The sequence below is a fragment of the Pseudarthrobacter siccitolerans genome (assembly GCF_030823375.1).
GTDB lineage: Bacteria > Actinomycetota > Actinomycetes > Actinomycetales > Micrococcaceae > Arthrobacter > Arthrobacter siccitolerans_A.
Genome location: NZ_JAUSXB010000001.1, coordinates 911,942 through 934,305, shown reverse-complemented (window position 1 = coordinate 934,305; position 22,364 = coordinate 911,942). Strand labels below are relative to the sequence as shown.

Annotated in this window: 16 protein-coding genes and 2 tRNA genes; 7 read left to right on the top strand and 11 right to left on the bottom strand. The window is 64.9% G+C overall.

All coding sequences use genetic code 11. From position 1 onward, the window contains the following. The first annotated feature begins 1 nt into the window (after position 1). Positions 2-808: a transglutaminase-like domain-containing protein gene (locus tag QFZ36_RS04430; protein ID WP_306634232.1), complete on the top strand. Its 807-nt coding sequence runs from the start codon at positions 2-4 to the stop codon at positions 806-808. A 46-nt stretch (positions 809-854) separates the two neighbouring features. Here the strand turns inward: QFZ36_RS04430 and QFZ36_RS04425 are convergent, their stop codons facing one another. From QFZ36_RS04425 to bcp, 8 genes are all read right to left on the bottom strand, one after another. Then, positions 855-1,325, bottom strand: a complete 471-nt coding sequence (locus QFZ36_RS04425) for a MarR family winged helix-turn-helix transcriptional regulator (protein ID WP_306634231.1) — start codon at positions 1,323-1,325, stop codon at positions 855-857. Continuing rightward, positions 1,325-2,464, bottom strand: coding sequence for an LLM class flavin-dependent oxidoreductase (locus QFZ36_RS04420; protein WP_306634230.1), 1,140 nt, complete (start codon positions 2,462-2,464; stop codon positions 1,325-1,327). The genes QFZ36_RS04425 and QFZ36_RS04420 overlap by 1 nt, the downstream gene beginning before the upstream one ends. Before the next feature lie 115 nt (positions 2,465-2,579). Next, positions 2,580-5,798, bottom strand: a complete 3,219-nt coding sequence (locus QFZ36_RS04415; RefSeq protein ID WP_306634228.1) for an efflux RND transporter permease subunit — start codon at positions 5,796-5,798, stop codon at positions 2,580-2,582. Positions 5,799-5,866: 68 nt separating this feature from the next. Then, complete coding sequence (locus tag QFZ36_RS04410; protein WP_306634227.1) at positions 5,867-7,369, bottom strand: malate:quinone oxidoreductase; 1,503 nt, start codon at positions 7,367-7,369, stop codon at positions 5,867-5,869. 79 nt (positions 7,370-7,448) lie between these two features. Continuing rightward, positions 7,449-9,119 (bottom strand): ABC transporter substrate-binding protein, encoded by a 1,671-nt coding sequence (locus QFZ36_RS04405; protein ID WP_306634226.1) that lies wholly within the window; start codon positions 9,117-9,119, stop codon positions 7,449-7,451. Between the two features lie 229 nt (positions 9,120-9,348). Then, positions 9,349-10,041 (bottom strand): fasciclin domain-containing protein, encoded by a 693-nt coding sequence (locus QFZ36_RS04400; RefSeq protein ID WP_306634225.1) that lies wholly within the window; start codon positions 10,039-10,041, stop codon positions 9,349-9,351. A 296-nt stretch (positions 10,042-10,337) separates the two neighbouring features. Beyond that, positions 10,338-10,419 (bottom strand) — tRNA-Leu (locus QFZ36_RS04395). Positions 10,420-10,535: 116 nt separating this feature from the next. Beyond that, positions 10,536-11,009 carry a thioredoxin-dependent thiol peroxidase gene (gene bcp / locus QFZ36_RS04390; protein WP_306634224.1) on the bottom strand — a complete coding sequence of 158 codons (474 nt, stop codon included), beginning with the start codon at positions 11,007-11,009 and terminating at the stop codon, positions 10,536-10,538. A gap of 96 nt (positions 11,010-11,105) precedes the next feature. Here bcp and QFZ36_RS04385 point away from each other — a divergent pair, with 96 nt between their 5' ends. Next, positions 11,106-11,564: a MarR family winged helix-turn-helix transcriptional regulator gene (locus QFZ36_RS04385; protein ID WP_306639090.1), complete on the top strand. Its 459-nt coding sequence runs from the start codon at positions 11,106-11,108 to the stop codon at positions 11,562-11,564. Between the two features lie 532 nt (positions 11,565-12,096). Here QFZ36_RS04385 and QFZ36_RS04380 read toward each other — a convergent pair. The 3 genes from QFZ36_RS04380 to QFZ36_RS04370 form a co-directional block, all read right to left on the bottom strand. After that, positions 12,097-12,172 (bottom strand) — tRNA-Lys (locus QFZ36_RS04380). Positions 12,173-12,287: 115 nt separating this feature from the next. After that, positions 12,288-13,445: a PQQ-dependent sugar dehydrogenase gene (locus tag QFZ36_RS04375; RefSeq protein WP_306634222.1), complete on the bottom strand. Its 1,158-nt coding sequence runs from the start codon at positions 13,443-13,445 to the stop codon at positions 12,288-12,290. Further along, positions 13,399-14,541, bottom strand: a complete 1,143-nt coding sequence (locus QFZ36_RS04370; RefSeq protein WP_306634221.1) for a sunset domain-containing protein — start codon at positions 14,539-14,541, stop codon at positions 13,399-13,401. Before QFZ36_RS04370 ends, QFZ36_RS04375 begins: the two co-directional genes overlap by 47 nt. Before the next feature lie 327 nt (positions 14,542-14,868). On the opposite strand from QFZ36_RS04370, the gene ilvD reads away from it, so the two are divergent. From ilvD to serA, 5 genes are all read left to right on the top strand, one after another. Further along, entirely contained in the window at positions 14,869-16,590 is a 1,722-nt protein-coding gene (ilvD, locus tag QFZ36_RS04365) for a dihydroxy-acid dehydratase (RefSeq protein WP_306634219.1), read from the top strand. 372 nt (positions 16,591-16,962) lie between these two features. After that, positions 16,963-18,870: an acetolactate synthase large subunit gene (locus QFZ36_RS04360; RefSeq protein WP_306634218.1), complete on the top strand. Its 1,908-nt coding sequence runs from the start codon at positions 16,963-16,965 to the stop codon at positions 18,868-18,870. A gap of 2 nt (positions 18,871-18,872) precedes the next feature. Next, on the top strand, positions 18,873-19,385 hold the full coding sequence (gene ilvN, locus QFZ36_RS04355) for an acetolactate synthase small subunit (protein WP_050054685.1): 513 nt from the start codon (positions 18,873-18,875) through the stop codon (positions 19,383-19,385). A gap of 90 nt (positions 19,386-19,475) precedes the next feature. Continuing rightward, on the top strand, positions 19,476-20,501 hold the full coding sequence (ilvC, locus tag QFZ36_RS04350; RefSeq protein ID WP_306634217.1) for a ketol-acid reductoisomerase: 1,026 nt from the start codon (positions 19,476-19,478) through the stop codon (positions 20,499-20,501). Between the two features lie 126 nt (positions 20,502-20,627). Continuing rightward, on the top strand, positions 20,628-22,217 hold the full coding sequence (gene serA, locus QFZ36_RS04345; RefSeq protein ID WP_306634216.1) for a phosphoglycerate dehydrogenase: 1,590 nt from the start codon (positions 20,628-20,630) through the stop codon (positions 22,215-22,217). Positions 22,218-22,364: the final 147 nt, after the last annotated feature.

The following is a 22,364-nucleotide window of genomic DNA, read 5'->3' as shown; positions in this document are numbered from 1 at the left end:
CATGGAACGCAGCGTTTCCGCACGACTGGTCTTCAAAACCGTAGCCAACACCAAGGTGGCCATGGCCATCGCCGTGGCGAGGAACAGAGGCTACTCCTCCGTTGAAGAGTCACTGTCCGTCACGGCCGGCGCGGGCCAGGTCCCGCTGACCGAGGTGGCCGACCACCACGGCGGCCGGTTCCACTACATGGAGTTCCCCGGGCCGGCGGAGGTGACAGTGGAATACTCCGCCACCGTGGCCGGGAAAGCCGAGCCGGAGGAGGCGGAACTCGCAGACCGGATCCGGTACGTCCGGCCCAGCCGCTACGCAGAGTCCGACCGGCTCCTGCCCACCGCTTACGCCGAGTTCGAGGGGCTGCAGGGCGGTGAGCTGCTGCGCGCCGTCAGGAACTGGGTGAACGGGGAACTGCGCTATCTCAGCGGATCATCCCGGGGCACCGACGGTGCAGTGGAGACCCTCCTGAGCCGGCGCGGTGTGTGCCGGGACTTCGCGCACCTTGCCATCGCTCTGCTGCGTTCCAAGGACATCCCCGCCAGGCTCGCAGCCGTGTACGCCCCCGGCCTGAAGCCGATGGATTTCCACGCCGTAGCCGAGGCCTACGTGGAGGGTGCCTGGCACGTCATCGACCCCACGGGGCTGGCCCCGCGGGAATCGATGTTGCGCATCACTGCCGGCCGCGACTCGGCGGATACTGCTTTCCTCTCCACCGTGGGCGGCAGCCTGGTCCTCAACCAGCTCCAGGTCACGGCTGTGGTCAACGGCGCCTTGCCCGTGGAGGATCCTGCCCGGCTTATGAAGCTGGGCTGACCCCTGCCCATGGAGGATCCTGCCCGGCTCAGCGGATCCCGCCCGCTCACCGGAGCGGGCGGGGCCCCAGCGAACTCCTCAGCTTTTCGGTGAGCCGCCGGAGTTCCTTTTGCTCTTCCGGAGTCAGGGCCGGACCCATCAGGGTGGAGATGTCCCGGACGTGCTCGCGGCCGATCTCCTTCTGCAGCTCCCGGCCCGCGTCGGTGAGCTGCAACAGTACGCCGCGGCCGTCCTCGGGAGCCGGCATCCTGGCCACCAGCCCGCGCTTTTCCAGCCGCTCCACCAGCCGGCTGAGGCTGGACTGGCTCAGGAGGACGTTGTCGTTGAGCTCGTTGAGCCGCAGCCACCCGGTGGGACAGCGGGCGAGCGTGAACAGGACGTCATACTCGTTGACCGCAAGCTTCCGGAAGGCAGGGCCTGCCTGAAGCTTGCGCATCACGGCCACCTGTGCCCGGAACAGCGACTCCCAGGCCTCGGCCGCAAGCCGGACCGGCGATTCGGAATTGTTGCCGGCCATCATGCCCCCGCAGCGGACTTTTCCGCGTCCTGAGCCTGAACATCCTGGCCCTGCGCGTCCTGGGCGGCCAGTGCCGCCGCAACCCGGCCCGCATGGGTGGGCGGTTCGGGAACGTGCGCCGGCTTGAGGGCGGCGTACTCCTTGCGCAGGACAGGCAGGACTTCCTCCCCGAACAGGTCGAGCTGTTCCAGCACGGTCTTCAATGGCAGGCCCGCGTGGTCGATCAGGAACAGCTGCCGCTGGTAGTCGCCGAAGTACTCACGGAACGTCAGAGTTTTTTCAATGACCTCCTGGGGGCTGCCGACGGTCAGGGGCGTCTGGGAGGTGAAGTCCTCCAGGGACGGACCGTGCCCGTAGACCGGAGCGTTGTCAAAGTAGGGACGGAACTCCTTGACAGCGTCCTGCGAGTTTTTCCGCATGAAGAACTGGCCGCCCAGGCCCACAATTGCCTGGTCTGCCTTGCCGTGGCCGTAGTGCTCGTAGCGCTCACGGTAGAGGCTGATCAGCTGCTGGTAGTGTTCCTTGGGCCAGAAAATGTTGTTGGCGAAGAAGCCGTCGCCGAAGTACGCCGCCACTTCGGCGATCTGCGGCGTGCGGATGGAACCGTGCCACACAAAGGGGGCCACGCCGTCGAGCGGGCGGGGTGTGGAGGTGAAGTTCTGCAGCGGTGTGCGGAACTTGCCGGACCAGTTCACGGTGTCCTCGTCCCACAGCTTGCGCAGCAGGCTGTAGTTCTCGATGGCGAGTTCCACGCCGTCCTGGATGTTCTTGCCGAACCACGGGTAGACCGGCGCCGTGTTGCCGCGGCCCAGGACCAGGTCGACGCGGCCGTCGGCCAGGTGCTGGAGCATGGCGAAGTCTTCGGCGATCTTGACCGGATCATTCGTGGTGATCAGCGTGGTGGCCGTGGACAGGATGATCCGTTCGGTCTGCGCTGCGATGTAGGCCAGGGTAGTGGTGGGGGAGGAGGAGAAGAAGGGCCGGTTGTGGTGCTCGCCGATGGCGTACACGTCCATGCCGATTTCCTCGACCTTCTTCGCGATGGCGACGGAGGCCTTGATCCGTTCGTTCTCGGTGGGGGTCCGGCCCGTGGTGGGGTCCGTGGTGATGTCGCTGACGCTGAAAACACCGATCTGCATGATGTGCCTTTCCGTTGCTTGGACCTGCTGGCCTTGGTTCCAGTATAGGCCAATTTAGATGCATTTGCATCTATCGCCGGATACAACGCTGCCACGCAGAAAATATTCCGCTGTTTTACTCGGGACTTCCCGGTGCTGCCCGCCGTCCGCTGACCTTGGGAACCATTCCCGTGGTCCAGTCGCGGAACTCCTCGTCGACGTCGGCGCCGGCGCCGAATTCCGGGCGCGCCTGCAGTTCCCGGAGCAGGGCCTTCTTCTCACGGCGCCCCTCCACCAGGCGGTAGAGCACGGGGACCAGGACCAGGGTCAGGGCAGTCGAGGAGACGAGGCCGCCGATGACCACCACGGCCAGGGGCTGCGAAATGAACCCGCCGCCGCCCGTAAGGCCCAGCGCCATTGGGGTAAGGGCGAACACCGTGGCCAGGGCGGTCATCAGGATGGGGCGGAGCCGTTGGCGGGCGCCGTGGGTGATTGCATCGGCCACGTTCATACCCGGCCGGCCGTCGCGCGGCTGCCGGTACTGGTTAATGAGGTCGATCAGCACAATGGCGTTCGTGACCACGATCCCCACCAGCATCAGCATGCCGATCAGTGACGGCAGGCCCAGCGGGACACCGGTCACCAGGAGCAGGGCCACGGCGCCGGTGGCCGCGAACGGCACCGAGACCAGCAGGATCAGTGGCTGGATGAGGGATTTGAAAGTGGCCACCATAATCACGTAGACAATGGCGATCGCCGCCAGCAGGGCGAGCCCAAGCTGCTCGAAGGACTCCTGCTGCTGGGTGGTGGCACCGCCGATTTCGGCGGTGACCCCGGCCGGCAGCTGGACACCGGCCAGGCGCTTCTGGACTTCCGTGTTGACGGCGCCCAGGTTGGATCCCGACGGCGTCACGGACACGCGGGCGGTGCGCTGGCCATTGCTGGCGGTGATGGATACCGGCACGTCCACCTGCTCCACTGCGGCGATACTGCCGAGCGTAAGGGCGCTGCCGGCCCCGGGCAGCGGAATGCTGCGGACGGCGTCGATGCTGGTGAACCTGGTGCCCTTGCCGATCTGGACCGGGAAGTCGTTGGTATCGATCCGCACGGTTCCGGCCGGGACGGGGCTGATGGTCGAGGCGAGGACGCCCGCCACCTGTTCTTCGTTGAGCCCTGCCGCGACGGCTTTGGCGCGGTCCACTTTCACCTGCACCACTGGCTGGCTGGCGGCGAGGTTGGTGGCCACTTCGCTGGTGCCGGGGACTCCGGTCATGGCCTCGACCATGGCGTCGCTGGCAGTCTTCAGGTCCGCGGAGGTGGCGGCCTTGATGGTGATGTCCACTGTGGAGGACGTTCCAAAGCCACCCTGCTGGGTGCCCACGGATACCTTTCCGGAATCAGGCACCTCCGCCAGTTCTGACCGCACGGTCTCCTGCAGTTGGGCCTGGTCCGCCTTTTCATCGGTCACTACGGTGAAGGTGGAGTTGGAGGACCCGGTGGAGGTGATCGCGGCAAACCCGGCCTGTGCGTTCCCGGACGTTACCTGGACGTCCCGGACGCCGTCGATCCCGCGCAGGACCTCCTCGAGGCGGATGGCGGCGGCGCTGGTGTCCGCCAGGCTGGTGCCGGCAGGCAGCACCTGCCGCACGGTCAGGCTGTTCTGGCCTGAGTTGCCCAGCAGGTTGGTGGCCAGCAGGGGAGCCATCGCCGCGGTGCCGCCAAGCACAAGGGCGGCGGCGACCAGGGTGACCACGGGATGCTTCTGGGTCTTGGTGAGGATGGGAAGGTACCCGCGCTGGAGCCTGCTGCGCTGTTCCGCTTCCTGGGCCTTGGCCCGCGCCTCATCGGCATTCCGGCGCGCTGCCTCGCTGCCCGGGGTGAGGCGGGGATTCCGCAGGAACCAGTAGGCAAGGACGGGAACGATGGTCAGCGAGACCAGCAGCGACGCCAGCAGCGCCATGGTGACGGTGAGGGCAAACGGCCTGAACAGTTCACCCGCGAGTTCGCCCACAAACGCAATGGGCAGGAAGACTGCCACGGTGGTCAGCGTGGAAGCGGTGATGGCGCCGGCCACCTCCCGGATGGCCGTGAGGATGGCAGTCACCTTGTCCTCGCCGTAGCTGAGGTGCCGCTTGATGTTTTCGATGACCACGATCGAGTCGTCCACCACCCGGCCGATCGCGATGGTGAGCGCGCCGAGGGTGAGGATGTTCAGCGAGTAGCCCGTGGCTGACAGGCCGATAAAGGTGATCAGGAGCGAGAGCGGGATGGACACGGCCGTCACCAGCGTGGACCGGGCGGACATCAGGAAAACCAGGATGACCGCCACGGCGAAGCCCAGGCCCAGCAGGCCCTCGGTGGTGAGGTCCTTGATGGACTTTTCGATGAAGGGGGCCTGATCGAAGACCGGCGTGAACTTGGCATTGGAGCCCAGTTCGGCTTCGAGCTCGTCCAAGGTGTCCCGCACGGTGTGCGAGATGCCCACGGTGTCCCCTTCAGGCTTCTTGGTGACGGAGACGGCAAGGGTTTCCGCACCGTTGGTGCGCGTGATGGAGGTGCGTGCGTCGTCCTTGATGGAGACGTCGGCCACGGCGCCGATGGTGGCGGCGTTCTTCGCTCCTGCCAGCGGCAGCGCCTTGACCGCATCCAGGGAGTCCACCGGGCTGCCGATCTGCAGGGACAGCGTCTTTCCCTGCTCCTCGAGCGTGCCCGCCGGGAGGAGGGCGCCGTTGTTCCCCAGTGCATCGCGGATGGACGTGATGGTGGCACCGGAGGCCGCCATTGCATCGGCGCGGGGAAGGATCTCGATGTGCTGGGTGGCGCCGCCGGTCACATCGGCGCCCCGGACGCCGTCGATCTTCTGCAGCCGGGGGACGCTCAGGCGCTGCAGGTCGGCGTTGAGCTCGCTGAGGCTCTTGTCCGAGGAGACCGCCAGGAAAACGATGGGGAAGTCGCTGATGCTCCCGGCAATGGCCTGCGGCTGGACGTCCTCCGGCAGGTTCCGCTTGGCATTGGAGATGGCCCGGTCAATCTGGTTCCGGGCACGGTCAAGGTTGGAACCGTAGGTGAAGACCATCGTGATCTGGGAGACGCCGTTGCGCGACGTGGAGGAGGTGGATTCCAGCCCCTCCACGCCGTTCAATGCGGTCTCCAGCGGACCGCTCACCTGCTTGTCCACCACCTCCGGGGAGGCGCCGGGCATGGCGGTCAGCACCGTGATCTGGGGAAACTCGATCGACGGGATGAGCTCCTGCTTCAGCGACGACATGGTGATCACGCCGAACACGGAAGCGAAGACGGTGATCAGTGCGATCAGTGCCCGGTTTGCCAGTGAAAGTTGTGCCAACCGGAACATCGCATGGTCTCCTGTGGGGTTGTGCTGACTGTTGCGGACCGGGCAGCCAGCCACCGACCCCGGCAGGGTCAGTGGCTGGCGGTAACGCTCTCCAGCTGGAGGGAGTTCGCCGTTGCCTTTTCAAGCTGCGCGGCGAGTTCAGGGTTGTCATCGAGCTTGACGCCGTAGCCGGGCATCATGTCCTTGAGCCTGGACTGCCAGCCCTTGAAGTTCTTCGGGAAGGCCTTCCGGAGCAGTTCGATCATGATGGGCACTGCCGTGGAGGCTCCGGGCGAAGCACCCAGGAGTGCGCCGATGGAACCGTCACGGCCGGCAATGACTTCAGTGCCGAACTGAAGCACGCCGCCCTTCTGCGGGTCTTTCTTGATGATCTGTACACGCTGGCCGGCCGTAATCAGTTCCCAGTCGCCGGCTTTGGCTTCCGGGTAGTACTCGCGCAGCGCTTCCACCTTGTCACCATGCTTTTTGGCCACTTCCTTGACCAGGTACGCGGTGAGGTCCATGTTGTCCTTGGCAACGGCCAGCATGGGGATGATGTTGCTTGGCCTGATGGACAGCGGCAGGTCCAGGTAGGAGCCGTTCTTCAGGAAGTTGGTGGAGAAGCCGGCGTACGGGCCGAACAGCAGGGAACGCTTGCCGTTGACGTACCGGGTGTCCAGGTGGGGCACGGACATGGGCGGCGCACCCACGGAAGCCTGGCCGTAAACCTTGGCGCTGTGCTGCGCGGCGAGGGTCTCGTCCGTGCAGCGGAAGAACTGCCCGGAGACCGGGAAACCGCCGTAGCCCTTGCTTTCCGGAATGCCGGAAGCCTGGAGGAGATGGAGGGCGCCGCCGCCGGCGCCCACAAAGACAAACTTCGCATGGATCTTGCCGTGTTCGCCTGACTTGGGGTACTTCAGCGAAAGGTTCCAGCCGCCGTCGGACGCCCTGGAGATCCCGGTGACATCGTGGCCGTAGTTGATTTCGACGCCGTTGTTCCCCAGGTACGTGGTCAACTCACGTGTGAGTGCCCCGAAGTCCACGTCGGTGCCCTCCGCGGCCCGGGTGGCTGCGATCCGCTGCTTCGGATCCCGGCCCTTCACGATCAGCGGAGCCCACTTGCCGATCTGGCCGTGGTCCTCGGAGTACTCCATGCTGCGGAACAGCGGGTGCGGCTTGAGGGCCTCATAGCGGGTCCTCAGGAACCGCGTGTTCTCCTCGCCGATCACAAAGCTCATGTGCGGCACGGTGTTGATGAAGCGCTTGGGCGAACCGATCAGGGACTGGTCCACAAGGTGGGACCAGAACTGGCGGGAAAGCTGGAACTGCTCGTTTATGAGCAATGCCTTGGTGGGATCCACCGAGCCGTCTTTGGCTGCGGGGGAGTAGTTGAGTTCACAGAGGGCGGCGTGGCCGGTTCCGGCGTTGTTCCACGGATCCGAGCTTTCCAGCCCCGGCTCGTCCAGCCGCTCGAACATGGAGATGGTCCAGTCCGGCTCCAACTGCTTGATGAATGCCCCCAGTGTGGCGCTCATGATGCCGCCGCCAATCAGGACGACGTCGGCATGTGGGGTCTTGGAAATGAAGGTCACGATCAGTCTCCGATTGCAGCGGCTCTGGCTGTCACAGAATATCCCCGGGCGGCCCTACTACTGAAATTGGGCTGGCCCGTCAAGGCTTCAGTTGTACTTTGGTGAAAACTTCATTTAAGACAGGCGATGCTGGATAGCTGACCACCCGGTCTGAAAGGGCCAGGGCCGAGATGGGGAAAGCGACGGGGACCGCGGGAACAGTGGCCGCGATCTGGGCATTGATGGTGTGATATTGCTCATCCCGCGCCTGTCCCTCCGGCATCCCGCGTGCCCTGTTGATCTTGGAGAAGACCTGCGCGTCCTGGTAGCCGAACTCGCCGTTCTTCTCGCCGAAAAGGGGGCCGACGAAATTGTCGGCATCGGAGTAGGAGCCGTTCCAGCCCAACAGGTGGAGTGCGTGGTCCCCGGGGGACTGCACCTTTTGCAGATACCCCTCGGACCAGTCCACGGGGACGGGCTTGACGTTGAAGCCCACGGCGGTGAGCTGCCGGCTGATTTCGGCGTAGACCTTCTCAGGGGTGGGGAGGTAGGGCCGGGTGACGTTCAGGGGATAGTAGAACCTCAGCTCCTCACCTGCGTAGGCGGCCTCTTTGAGATATTCCTTGGCCTTGGCGGGATCGTGCCCCAGCGCGGGGGCGTCGTTGTTGAAGCCGCTGATCTTCGGCGGGACGAACTGGGTGGCCACGGCAGTGTTGTCGATGAAGAACTTGCGGATCAGGGTTTCTTTATCGATCGCCAGCTCGATGGCCTGGCGGACCTTCTGGTTCTGCAGGACCGGGATTTCCTGGTTGAGCCCCAAGTACATCACCGAGAACGGGTCGCGCTGCACAATCTGCTTGCCGCGCTTCACCAGCTGGTCAAAGTTGCCCACGGTCACGGCGTCGTAGCCGTCGATCTTTCCGTCCAGCAGGGCCTGGAGACGGGCCTGGGGGTGGTTGTATGCAACGAAGTTGATAGTGGCGATCTGGCCGCGGTCTCCCCAGTACGCCGCGTTGCTGGCCAGGCTGACGCTGCCTTCGTCCCAGGACTTCAGGGTGAAAGGGCCGGTGCCCACCGGATTGGTGCCGAAGGCGGACATCGCCTGGCCGCCGCGGTTTTGGTCCAGCACGTCTGCCTTTCCTGAGGCAAGCGCTGCAGGGGAGGCGATGGCGAAGGCAGGCAGTGTCAGTGCCTGCAGGAATGCGGTAAAACGCTGGGTCAAGTCGATCCGCACAGTATCGGCGGCCAGGGCGGTGCAGCTCTTGAAGATGGACAGCTCCGGGTGGTCCGAGTGCGCCTTGAACACGCCCTTAAACGAACTACCGGGAGCCTGCCGGCGGAGGTCCTCCGTGAACGCGAACCACCGGTTGAAGTTGCTGCAGACCGCATCGGCGTTGAACGGTGTGCCGTCGTGGAACGTCACACCGCTGCGCAGCTTGAACGTGTAGGAGCGGCCTTCGTTGGATTCGCTCCACTCGGTGGCCAGCAGCGGGGTGGGTTTCCCGGTGGTCTGGTCCACCCCCACCAGTCCCTCGAGGATCTGCCGGGTGATCCGCTGGGACTCCACATCGCCGGACAGCGCCGGGTCAAGGCCCAGCGGCTGGACTGCTGTGCCGAAGTTGAAGGTGGCGGTGGGCTCCGCCGTCGTGCTGGGGGCAGGGGAGGTGGATGAGGGCGAGGGGGCCGGAACCGCGGTGCACGAGGTGACGCTCAACGCCAGGAGGGCGGCACCGGTCGTGAGGACCGTCCGCCGGGATGGACTGCTGGGCACTCGTTTACCACCTCGGGATCTTGCCGGCGCCGCCGGTTGCGGGCCGGGACCCAGTCTAGTTGACCTCCTGCTGCGCTTTCCGGCGGCCCGCAGGCGCGAGCCTTTTGGAGGCGGAGCCGCAACCTCGCCCCCGTACGTTAAAAGGCCCGGGGCGCGTCCCTTTGTGGAACGGGCCCCGGGCCGCACACCCGGGATTACTGCTACAGCCCGGGTTCATTGTCTGCCTGGATTACTTCGGCATCAGGACCGAATCGATGAGGTAGACCGTCGCGTTCTTGGTCTTGACGCCGCCGCAGATCACGTTGGCGTTGTCCACCTTGAGGGTGTCACCGCTGCCTGTGACCGTGACGGAACCGCCCTGGACCGTGGCGTGGGTGCCGGCGATCTTGTCGGGAGTGATCTGGCCGGGAACCACGTGGTAGGTCAGGATCTTGCTCAGGAGGGCGTCATCGGTCTTCAAGGTTTCGATGGTTGCCGGATCGATCTTGGCAAAGGCGTCGTCAACCGGTGCGAAGACGGTGAATTCATCACCGTTGAGGGTGTCCACCAGGTCCACCTTCGGGTTCAGCTTGCCGGAAACGGCTGCCGTGAGGGTGGTCAGGATGGGGTTGTTGGATGCTGCTACGGCAACGGGGTCCAGGGCCATGCCTTCCACGGAACCTGCGCCCGTGGGGACCTGCTTGGCGTAGGCGGCGCAGCCGGTGCCGACCAGGTTGGCGGCGGGATCCATGCTGCCCGCTGAGGTGCTGGCTGAGGGGGACGGGGCCATCGTGGAGGCCTTTGCCGAAGCCGAGGATGACGGCGCGGCGGCCGGTGCGGAGGAGCTTGAAGTGCCGGCCGTGCCGCCGCAGGCGGTCAGGCTGAGCAGAGCTGCAGCTGCAACGCCTGCGACGCTGAAAGTGGTGCGCTTGATGGTCTGCATTTTGGTTCTCCTTGGGTTGAACATGTTTACCTGTCCGTGAACGGGATGTCCGCGGCGCTGATTGCTTCTGGCTGGTGGGCACCTGCCGTTGGCTGGTGTCTCACTGGGTATTCGGCTGCTGCAGAAACATGGATGGGTCAACTTCAAGGTCTTTTTCGGCGCGTCCGTGATTCCCGGGAATTCTTTGCACGCCGGGGCCGCGTTGGTGGCCGCCGAGCCCTATGTACGGCCGGGAAACAAAAAGATCCCCCGGCCCGTGAACTGGTCACATAGGCCGGGGGATCTTTTTCGTTCAGTGCGCAAGGGGGGACTTGAACCCCCACGCCCGAAGGCACAGGAACCTAAATCCTGCGTGTCTGCCAATTTCACCACTCGCGCTTGGCTGCCCGCGCCGGATGTTCAAGCGCCTGAACCAGGGCCGGAAACGTACGACGGCGGATGCCAGTTTTTATTGTAGCGTCGCGCAGGCGTGAGCTGCGTCAGCGGCGGCAGGGTCAGGCGTCCAGCTTCAGGTCACGGCGCAGCTTGGCCACATGTCCGGTGGCCCGCACGTTGTACTGCGCCAGCGCCACCTTTCCGTCAGGGTCAACCACAATGGTCGAGCGGATCAGGCCCTCGTAGGTCTTGCCGTAGTTCTTCTTTTCTCCCCACGCGCCGTAAGCGTCCGCCACTGCATGGTCCTGGTCCGAGAGCAGCGGAAAGGTGAGGGTTTCGTTTGCAGCGAAGGCGGCAAGCTTCTGCACCGGATCCGGGGAGATGCCCAGTACGTCATAGCCTGCCGATTGCAGGGAGGCCAGGCTGTCGCGGAAATCGCAGGCTTCCTTGGTGCAGCCGGGGGTTGAGGCAGCCGGATAGAAGTACACGATGGTATGGCGCCCGGGGCGCGGTGCCAGGCTAACGTCCTTGCCGGACGAATCCTTCAGGGTGAAGTGTGGTGCGTCGTCACCTGTTACGAGTCTGTCAGCCAATGTTTTTCTCCTTATTGCAGGCGGGACACAACAGCCTAGTAAGCAGGCCGGAGCACTGCTAATCGACACTTGGCTATACTTGCTGCTATGCCTGATATGGATCAATGGCCCACAGGGCGCCTCTTGTCCACTGCTGCGCGCCTCGTAGAACACTCCTGGAATGAAAAACTCGGCGCTATCGGTCTCACCCATGCCGGTGTTATTGCCATCGAGGTCCTCAACGCGCAGGGCCCCATGACTCAGGCCCAGCTTGCCCAATACGTGCGGGTCCAGGCCCAGACCATGGGCAAAACCCTTAGCCGCCTGGAGGCCCACGGCCACATCGCCAGGGTTCGCAGCACCTCTGACCGCCGCAGCCACGTGGTGTCCCTCACCGAGAGGGGCAAGGAAGCCGTCGCCGCCGCCGTCGAGATGGAACGTACAGTCCTGGCAGCGGCCACCATCGACCCCGACGTCCTCCGGCAGGAACTCAAGGCAGTGGTCCGCGAGCTTGCGAGCCAGTTCGGATCGTCCACTGCCCAAGCACTTATCGAAAACCCGTCCCTGACCCCGTAGAGGCCGTCCCGCTTCCGCCGGCATTGCCGGCGCCCGGCGTGATCACAGCCCTAGCAGGCTGGGGTCACGCTTTATTTTTTTCGTTCATGACCTTCCGGCGACGCGCCATCACCTTCCGCGGCTTTACGCGCAACGCCCCATCACCTCCCGCACCATTTCGCGCGACGCCCCATCACGTCCTGCGCCTTCCCGCCGGACGCCTCATCACGTCCTGCGCCTTTCCCGCCGGACGCCTCATCACGTCCCGGGCGGGGTTCGACGGCGGTGCTGCCGCGAGCCTGGGTGCAGGAGGGTTTTCCCGGGGAAACATAAAAAGTACGGAGCCTTCGCCGATTTGATGCAGGAGGTGATGGAGCGTTTGCCGATTTGATGCAGGAGGTGATGGAGCGTTCCTCGGTAATTCTGCAAGGTTGGACGGGGCGCTGTGCCAAGTTCTTTGAGACTTAAGCCTGCCCTGTGAATCAGCCGGGGCTCCGGCACAACAAAACAGCCTCCGGTTTGCGTTTCCGCAAGCCGGAGGCTGTTTTCCCAGTGGTGCACCCCCCGGGACTTGAACCCGGAACCCATTGATTAAGAGTCAATTGCTCTGCCAATTGAGCTAGAGGTGCATCTTTTGTTTCAATCGTTTGGGGCTTTTTCTTTCCCCGTTGATCTCCGCAACGACATGAAACTCTACACGAACTTTTGGTGCATGTGAAATCGGCGCTGGCCGCCTGGCCCCGGTCAGTCCGGAGGGGGCAAAACCAGCACAAAGTCGGGGTTTTCGTTGTTTGTCAGCAACCAAAAACCGCCCTCCGGAGTGTGGACCACATCCCGGATCCGTCCGAATTCGCGTGTGAAGTAGCCCACAGGCGTGCCGGCTTCCTCTCCGGCCAAGGGCACTGTCCACATCCGCTCGCCGCGTAGTGCACCCAGGTACGCCGTTGAGCCCACAATTTCCAGTCCGCTGGGTGAGGATTCACTCGTTGCCGGCCATACGACTTTTGCGTCCTGGAACCCGGAGCGGTGGGGAGCGCCGGTGACGGCAGGCCACCCGTAGTTGCCGCCGGGCACAACCAGGTTCAGTTCGTCATCCACGTCCGGCCCGAACTCGCTGGCCCACAACCGCCCCTCACTGTCCCAGGCCAACCCCTGGACGTTCCTGTGTCCCAGGCTGTAAACAGCATTGCCGAACGGATTGCCCGGGGCCGGATCGCCGTCGGGTGTCAGGCGAAGGATCTTCCCGCCCAGCGCCTCCGGATCCTGCGGCTGGTCCCTGCGCTGGGAATCGCCGGTCCCTGCATACAGCAGCCCGTCCGGTCCGAAACGGATCCTGCCCCCGTTATGGGTGGAGGCCTTCGGAATCCCTGTGAAGATCACTTCCGGTTCCCCGAGGGAGAGCGTGCCGTCACTGGCCGCCGCCAGGCGAAGGCGGGCAATCCTGTTGTCCGACCCGGAGGTGAAGTAGGCATAAAGATAGCGGTCGGTTGCGAAAGCGGGGGACACCGCAAGCCCCAGCAGGCCGCCTTCCCCTCCCGGAACCACGCCCGGAACTCTACCCAGTTCCCTGGCTTCGCCCCCACGGACGGCTTTGAGAAGGGCGGTGTCGCGCTCCGAGATCACCGCTGTTCCGTCCGGCAGGAACACTGCGGCCCAGGGGATTTCCAGCTGCAGATCCAGGCGCTGCGGTGTTCCCGGGGCCGGATCGGCACTGGTTGTGCTACTCAGCGAGGGGCTGCTTCCCGTGGGCGTGCCATCGGGCTTTCCTGTGCAGGACGCCAGGAGCAGCGCGAGGCAGACGGCCGCAGCCAGCGCGCCCGCACCAGCCTGCCCCCGCGATGCGGCACGAGCGGTGCTAGATGCGCCTCCGCCGCGGCGCCCTGAAGCCCGCAGCTTCGGCATGGGCAGGCGATTCGAACCACACATCGGCCCTGGTCTGCTCATACTCGGGGTGTCCCTCCTCGTAGTACACCATGGCGCCGGCGTCGGCCTTGACGGTGTAATCCGCGGGCCCGCTTCCGTCAGAGGCAGCCGACGCCGAGCCCATACCGTAGGGCTCTTCCGCCGCCAGGTGCCCCGCTGGTTCCGTTCCTGTCGAAGGCATAGCCGCGGGCTGGTCCTGCATATGGTCAGAGCCGGTTTCCACCAGTGCGGAAGATTGCGTCCGATCCTGCGTTTCCGTTGCGGCGGCGTCGCCGGGGAGGCCGGTGCCGGCACCGCCGGAAGAAGCCGTTGCGTTGCCGGCTTCGGCGGCGCCTGCGATACCTGTGTCCCCTGGCTCTTCCACTGCGGCCGTTTCGGCCCCGGGGAGGGTAGGGGCGTGGGGCGCGGTGTACTCGGTGTGGTGAACGGGCTGCGAGGCGCCGGCGGTATCCTCTCCGGTTTCGGAAGGCACTGCACCGGACCCGCTTTGCGCGGGCGGGACTGGCGTCGTCGCCGCTGCCCCTTCCCGCTGGGCCGTTGCTTCCCGGTGGGCCGCGCTTTGCCGTGAAGCCTCGCCTTCATGGGCCGGGGCTGAACCTGAAGCCTCCGACCACTGGGTTTCCCATTCAGCCTGATCCTGGATCCGCCGTTCTTCCCGGTCGGCGCCTTGCACGCTTCCGGAGCCTTCCGAGCTCCCGGAGTCTCGCCCGCTGTCAGCGGCGGCTGCGGTACCCACTGAGGAGGACCCCGCACCGCTGCGCTGTGTCCCGGCGGCGGGAACGTCATGGGCCCGGGCGGCAGTCCCGGCCGGCTCGTCGGCGGTGGTGGGGGCTGCAGGTTCTGCCGGGCGCCCGAATCCTGCTGCACCGGCTATACCGGAGGTGCCCGCAGCTTCGGCGGAAGCTGCGGCGCTGCCGCCGGAAAGTGCACCGTCAGTCCGGGTACCGCCGTCGGCGCGGGTCCTTTCGGCCTGCCCGCCGGCCTCGCGCGCAGCAGCGGACTTTTTGGCGTTCAGCCGCCACCAGACAACGCCCGCCAGCACAACGAGCAGAATGATCAAGAAGACAGCTTCCATGGCAATCCCTTCAGTCGGTTTGGCAAGCTCCTTTGCCCGACGCTACGTCGGGTCCACAGTGCTGTCCAGCACTTTGACCTGCAGGGACGTCCTTTTTCGCGGGGCAGTACGTGGCCCGTCCAGGTGAGGGGCAGTGAGGGCGGGATGACCTCCGTCAGACACATCCAGCGGAAGGTGATCCAAACCACAAAAGACCAAGCCGCGAGCAGCGGGTGATCTCATCATTCGAGACGGCAGTCCATCATCTGGTCAGAAATTTCCCGTTTTTGCGCTTAAAGGACGTCGGTCTGTCGTTGCGCCGTTCCGCGGAGCCATAGACTTTCCCCTATGAGTGAGGACACCCTGACGGGAACCGACAACAAGCCTGACATCAAACCGCGCAGCCGGGTAGTAACGGACGGCATCCACGCCGCCCCCGCGCGGGGCATGTTCCGCGCGGTCGGCATGGGCGATGACGACTTCGCCAAGCCCCAGGTGGGTGTCGCCAGCTCCTGGAACGAAATCACCCCGTGCAACCTTTCACTGAACCGGCTTGCCCAGGGCGCCAAAGAAGGCGTCCACGCAGGCGGCGGGTTCCCCATGCAGTTCGGCACCATCTCCGTTTCGGACGGCATCTCCATGGGCCACGAAGGCATGCACTTCTCACTGGTTTCCCGCGAAGTTATTGCCGACTCCGTGGAAACCGTGATGCAGGCCGAGCGCATTGACGGTTCGGTCCTGCTGGCCGGCTGTGACAAGTCCCTCCCGGGCATGCTGATGGCTGCAGCCCGCCTGGACCTGTCCAGCGTTTTCCTCTACGCCGGCTCCATCATGCCCGGCTGGGTCAAGCTCGAGGACGGCTCCGAAAAGGAAGTCACCCTCATTGACGCTTTCGAAGCTGTCGGAGCCTGCGCCGCAGGCAAGATGAGCATGGAAGACCTGACCCGGATCGAAAAGGCCATCTGTCCGGGCGAAGGCGCCTGCGGCGGCATGTACACGGCCAACACCATGGCCTGCATCGGCGAGGCGCTCGGCATGTCACTGCCCGGCTCCGCTGCCCCGCCCTCGGCAGACCGCCGTCGTGATGAATTCGCCCGCAAGTCCGGGGAAGCGGTGGTCAACCTGCTCCGCCAGGGAATCACCGCCCGCGACATCATGACCAAGAAGGCCTTCGAGAACGCCATCGCTGTCACCATGGCCTTCGGCGGCTCCACCAACGCCGTCCTGCACCTGCTGGCCATCGCCCGCGAGGCCGAAGTTGAACTCACCCTTGACGACTTCAACCGCATCGGCGACAGGATCCCGCACCTGGGTGACCTCAAGCCCTTCGGCCGTTACGTGATGACCGACGTCGACAAGATCGGCGGCGTGCCGGTCATCATGCGCGCACTGCTCGACGCCGGGCTGCTGCACGGCGACTGCCTCACTGTCACCGGCAAGACCGTTGCCGAGAACCTCGCGGCGATCAACCCGCCGGACCTGGACGGCAAGATCCTGCGCGCGCTGGACAACCCCATCCACAAGACCGGCGGCATTACCATCCTGCACGGCACCATGGCCCCCGAAGGCGCAGTGGTGAAGAGCGCGGGCTTTGACGCTGACGTCTTTGAAGGCACTGCCCGCGTCTTCGAACGTGAACAGGGCGCCCTCGACGCCCTGGACAAGGGCCGGATCCATGCCGGCGACGTTGTGGTCATCCGCTATGAAGGCCCCAAGGGCGGGCCGGGTATGCGCGAAATGCTCGCCATCACCGGCGCCATCAAGGGTGCGGGCCTGGGCAAGGACGTCCTCCTCCTCACCGACGGCCGGTTCTCCGGCGGCACCACCGGCCTGTGCATCGGCCACGTTGCCCCGGAAGCGGTCGACGGCGGCCCCATCGCGTTCGTGCAGGACGGCGACCGGATCCGCGTGGACATCGCGGCCCGCAGCTTCGACCTCCTGGTGGACGAAGCCGAGCTCGAAACCCGCAAGGTGGGCTGGGAGCCGCTGCCGGCCAGGTATACCAAGGGTGTCCTCGCCAAGTACGCCAAACTGGTGCACAGCGCCTCAACAGGCGCATACTGCGGGTGATACCTTCCCCTTGTGTGAGGCGCTGAGCGCCTCACACAAGGGGCCCCTCGGCATCACCCTTATTAAGCCCTTCCGGGTGGGGGTGATTAGCTGTAGGTTTGATCCCTCCAGCGGAGGGATCAATAAGTGGACAATGACGTCCACATGGTGAGATCGTGCAACGCCTCGTTGACACGTATCTTGCCCAGAGGGAACACTGAACTCATGACTTTCGTTACCGCCGGCACCGTCGTCGTCCTTACCAAGCGCGTGGCACATTAGCCCTGGTAACGAACCGTCACGCGCAAACCCCTCGAAGAGCCGCCAGGCTGAGGGGTTTTTTTATTTCCCGCAGTTTCCAAGAACCACAGATGATCCACAAGGAAGAGTCCGATGAGCAAAGGATCGCCGATCAGCCCCTCGCTGATGGCTACTAAGTCCGCTGGAGCCACCAAGGCTCCGGAACGCGCCGACCGCACGGCTGAGCACGCCGTCGTCGTCGCCGACCTTGCTGCCGCCTCTCCTGTCCTCGGGCCGAACAACGTTGTACCCCCCACGGTGATGACCGGCTCGCAAGCTATTGTCCGCTCGCTCGAAGAACTCGGCGTCGACGATATTTTCGGTTTGCCCGGTGGCGCGATCCTGCCCACCTATGACCCCTTGATGGCCTCCAGCATGAACCACGTCCTGGTCCGTCACGAACAGGGAGCCGGCCACGCCGCGCAAGGCTACGCCATGGTGACCGGGCGGGTGGGCGTCTGTATCGCCACCTCAGGCCCCGGCGCCACCAACCTCGTTACCGCCATCATGGATGCCCACATGGACTCCGTGCCGCTGGTGGCCATCACCGGCCAGGTGTCCAGCGGCGTCATTGGCACCGACGCCTTCCAGGAAGCGGACATCGTGGGCATCACGATGCCCATCACCAAGCACTCCTTCCTGGTGACCGATCCCAACGACATCCCGCACGTCATGGCCGAAGCGTTCCACCTGGCATCCACCGGACGCCCCGGCCCGGTCCTGGTGGACGTTGCCAAGGACGCCCAGGTTGGCCAGATGACCTTCTCCTGGCCGCCCCGGGTGGACCTTCCCGGCTACCGTCCCGTCACCCGCGGACACAACAAGCAGGTGCGCGAGGCTGCCAAGCTGATCGCCGCAGCCCGCAAACCCGTGCTCTACGTGGGCGGCGGTGTGGTCAAGGCCCATGCCTCTGCCGAGCTGCTGGCCCTCGCCGAGGCCACTGGCGCCCCGGTGGTGACCACGCTGATGGCCAAGGGCTCGTTCCCGGATTCCCATCCGCAGCACATGGGCATGCCCGGCATGCACGGCACTGTCTCGGCCGTTACCGCGCTGCAGCAGTCCGACCTCCTGATCACCCTCGGCGCGCGGTTCGATGACCGCGTCACCGGTGTGCTGAAGACCTTCGCACCCCACGCGAAGGTCATCCACGCGGACATCGACCCGGCCGAAATCTCCAAGAACCGCACCGCCGATGTCCCGATTGTGGGATCGGTGAAGGAAATCATTCCCGAACTCACGGAGGCGGTCCGTACCCAGTTCGAGGCCGCCGGCACGCCGGACCTCACCACCTGGTGGGCATTCCTTAACAACCTGAAGGAAACCTACCCGCTGGGCTGGACCGAGCCGGACGACGGACTGACTGCGCCGCAAAAGGTCATCGAGCGCATCGGTGCGCTGACCGGACCCGAAGGCATCTACGTGGCGGGCGTCGGCCAGCACCAGATGTGGGCCGCGCAGTTCATCAAGTACGAGCGTCCGCACGCCTGGCTCAACTCGGGCGGAGCCGGCACCATGGGCTACGCAGTCCCGGCCGCCATGGGCGCCAAGGTGGGGGAGCCGGACCGTGTGGTCTGGGCCATCGACGGCGACGGCTGCTTCCAGATGACCAACCAGGAACTGGCCACCTGCGCCATCAACAAAATCCCCATCAAGGTTGCCGTCATCAACAACTCTTCGCTGGGCATGGTGCGCCAGTGGCAGACCCTCTTCTACGAGGGCCGCTACTCCAATACCGACCTCAACACCGGCCACGACACCGTCCGCATCCCGGACTTCGTCAAGCTGGGGGAGGCCTATGGCTGCGCCTCGTTCCGCTGCGAACGCGACGAGGACATTGACGCCACCATCCAGAAGGCGCTGGAAATCAATGACCGCCCCGTGGTCATCGACTTCGTGGTGAGCCCCAACTCCATGGTGTGGCCAATGGTGCCCGCCGGCGTGAGCAACGACCAGATCCAGGTTGCCCGCAACATGACCCCGGAATGGGAAGAAGAGGACTGACCATGAGCCGCCACACACTCTCCGTCCTGGTTGAAGACAAGCCCGGCGTCCTGACCCGCGTCGCAAGCCTCTTCGCCCGCCGCGCCTTCAACATCAACTCCCTGGCCGTCGGCCCCACCGAAGTCCCGGGCATTTCCCGGATGACCGTGGTGGTCGACGCCGACGGCGACCTCATCGAGCAGGTCACCAAGCAGCTCAACAAGCTGATCAACGTCATCAAAATTGTTGAGCTGACCTCCGAATCTTCCGTACAGCGTGACCACATCCTGGTCAAAGTACGTGCGGATGCCGCAACACGTCTGCAGGTGACCCAGGCTGCAGACCTGTTCCGCGCCTCAGTGGTCGACGTCTCCACCGATTCCGTCGTCATTGAAGCAACCGGCCACCCCGAAAAGCTCACGGCACTGCTCTCAGTGCTGGAGCCCTTCGGCATCCGCGAAATTGTGCAGTCCGGCACCCTGGCCGTTGGACGGGGATCCCGCTCCATGAGTGACAGGGCGTTGCGCTCCGCGTAGGAACCTGCCGGGCACTGCCCGGCAGGGCGCGACGCCCGTAACCGCACCACCACAGAAATATCTACAATCCACTCAAGAGGAGTTACGCAAGTGACTGAAATGTTTTACGACGACGACGCCGACCTGTCGATCATCCAGGGCCGCAAGGTTGCCATTGTTGGCTACGGCTCCCAGGGCCACGCCCACGCGCTGAACCTGCGCGATTCCGGCGTCGAGGTTGTTATTGCCCTGAAGGACGGCTCCAAGTCCGCCGCCAAGGCCAAAGACGCAGGCTTCACGGTCAAGAACGTCGCCGACGCCGCCGAGTGGGCCGACGTCATCATGATCCTGGCACCGGACCAGCACCAGCGCTCGATCTACAACGACTCCATCAAGGACAAGCTGAAGCCCGGCAAGGCCCTTGCCTTTGCGCACGGCTTCAACATCCGCTTCGGCTACATCCAGGCACCGGAGGGCGTTGACGTCATCCTGATCGCTCCGAAGGCACCCGGCCACACCGTTCGCCGCGAGTTCGAGGCCGGCCGCGGCATCCCGGACATCATCGCCGTCGAGCAGGATGCTACCGGCTCCGCCTGGGATCTGGCCAAGTCCTACTCCAAGGCCATCGGCGGCACCCGCGCCGGCGTCATCAAGACCACTTTCACCGAAGAGACCGAAACCGACCTCTTCGGCGAGCAGTCCGTCCTCTGCGGCGGCGTGTCCCAGCTGGTCCAGTACGGCTTCGAAACCCTCACCGAAGCCGGCTACCAGCCGCAGATCGCCTACTTCGAGGTACTCCACGAGCTCAAGCTCATCGTTGACCTCATGTGGGAGGGCGGCATCGCCAAGCAGCGCTGGAGCGTTTCCGACACCGCTGAGTACGGCGACTACGTCTCCGGCCCGCGCGTCATCACCCCCGAGGTGAAGGAAAACATGAAGGCTGTCCTCGCCGACATCCAGTCCGGCGCCTTTGCCAAGCGCTTCATCGAAGACCAGGACAACGGCGGTGCAGAGTTCAAGGAACTGCGCGCCAAGGCCGAGCAGCACCCCATCGAGGCTGTTGGCCGCGAGCTCCGTTCGCTCTTCTCCTGGCAGCAGCAGGACGTGGACTACGTTGAAGGTTCCGCCGCGCGCTAAGGCAGCCCGTCAGGCGCCGCTATAAAGGCAGCAGTGAGGCCGGGTTCACACTTAACAATGTGAGCCCGGCCTTTCCGTCGGCCTAGACTTGTTCCATCCCCAGGACTGCAACGCAGAGGATCAGCCGTGTCAAAACCCGTAGTACTGCTCGCCGAAGAACTTTCCCCCGCCACCATTGAGGCCCTCGGCCCGGACTTCGACATCCGCCAGACCGACGGCGCTGACCGCTCCCAGCTGCTCTCTGCCATCGGCGACGTTGACGCGATCCTGGTCCGGTCGGCTACCCAGGTGGACGCCGAGGCCATCGCCGCGGCGAAGAACCTCAAGGTCATCGCCCGCGCCGGCGTGGGCCTGGACAACGTGGACATCAAGGCCGCCACCCAGGCCGGCGTCATGGTGGTCAACGCCCCCACGTCCAACATCGTTTCCGCTGCCGAGCTCACCGTGGGCCACATCCTGAGCCTGGCCCGCCACATCCCGCAGGCCAGTGCCGCCCTCAAGGACGGCGAGTGGAAGCGCTCCAAGTACACGGGCATCGAACTGTTCGAAAAGAAGATCGGCATCATCGGCCTCGGCCGCATCGGCGCCCTGGTGGCAGCCCGCCTGAAGGGCTTCGACACCAAGATCCTTGCCTACGATCCCTACATCACCTCCGCCCGGGCAGCGCAGCTCGGCGTGCAGCTGGTCACCCTGGACGAGCTCCTGGCCCAGTCCGACTTCATCACCATCCACATGCCCAAGACCCCCGAGACAGTGGGCATGCTGGGCGCGGACGCTTTCAAGAAGATGAAGGAGACCGCTTACGTCGTCAACGTGGCACGCGGCGGCCTCGTGGATGAGGAAGCCCTCTTCGCTGCCTTGCAGGACGGCGAAATCGCCGGCGCCGGCGTGGACGTCTTCTCCAAGGAGCCCAGCACCGACCTGCCGTTCTTCAAGCTGGACAACGTTGTGGTCACGCCCCACCTGGGTGCCTCCACGGACGAAGCCCAGGAAAAGGCCGGCGTGTCCGTGGCCAAGTCCGTCCGCCTCGCACTGGCCGGCGAGCTGGTTCCCGACGCCGTCAACGTCGCCGGCGGCGTCATCGCGCCGGACGTCCGCCCGGGCATCCCGCTGATCGAGAAGCTGGGCCGGATCTTCACCGCCCTCACCCACGACTCCCTGACGCAGTTCGACGTAGAGGTGGCCGGCGAGATTTCCTCCCTGGACGTCAAGGTCCTGGAGCTCGCAGCACTGAAGGGAATCTTCGCCGACGTGGTGACCGAACAGGTCTCCTACGTCAACGCCCCGGTTATCGCCGAGCAGCGAGGCATCAACGTCCGCCTGATCACCACCCCGGAGACCGAGTCCTACCGCAACGTCCTGACCCTGCGCGGGGCCCTCAGCGACGGCAGCCAGATCTCCGTGGCCGGCACCCTGACCGGACCCAAGCAGATCGAAAAGCTGGTGGGCATCAACGGCTTCGAAGTTGAAATCCCCATCAGCGAGCACCTCGTTGTGGTTGCGTACACCGACCGTCCCGGCGTGATCGGCACCATCGGCCACATCCTGGGCATGAACAACATCAACATCGCCGGCATGCAGGTGGCACGTCACGACCAGGGCGGCCAGGTCCTCGCGCTGCTGACCATCGACAGCTCCGTGCCACAGCAGGTCCTGGATGCCATCAAGGCCGGCATCGGTGCCGAGATGGTCCGGGAAGTGGACCTGGAGGACTAACCCAGGTGGGGGAAACGCCGTAGCGTCGGCCTCCGCTCGGCGCGTCCGGGCGGGGCCACGTATGATTGGCCGGTCTGCTTACAATGGCTGGGTCCTGGTTCGGGACCATGCCGGCAGGCCGGCCAATACCTTTTGCACATCCGTCCG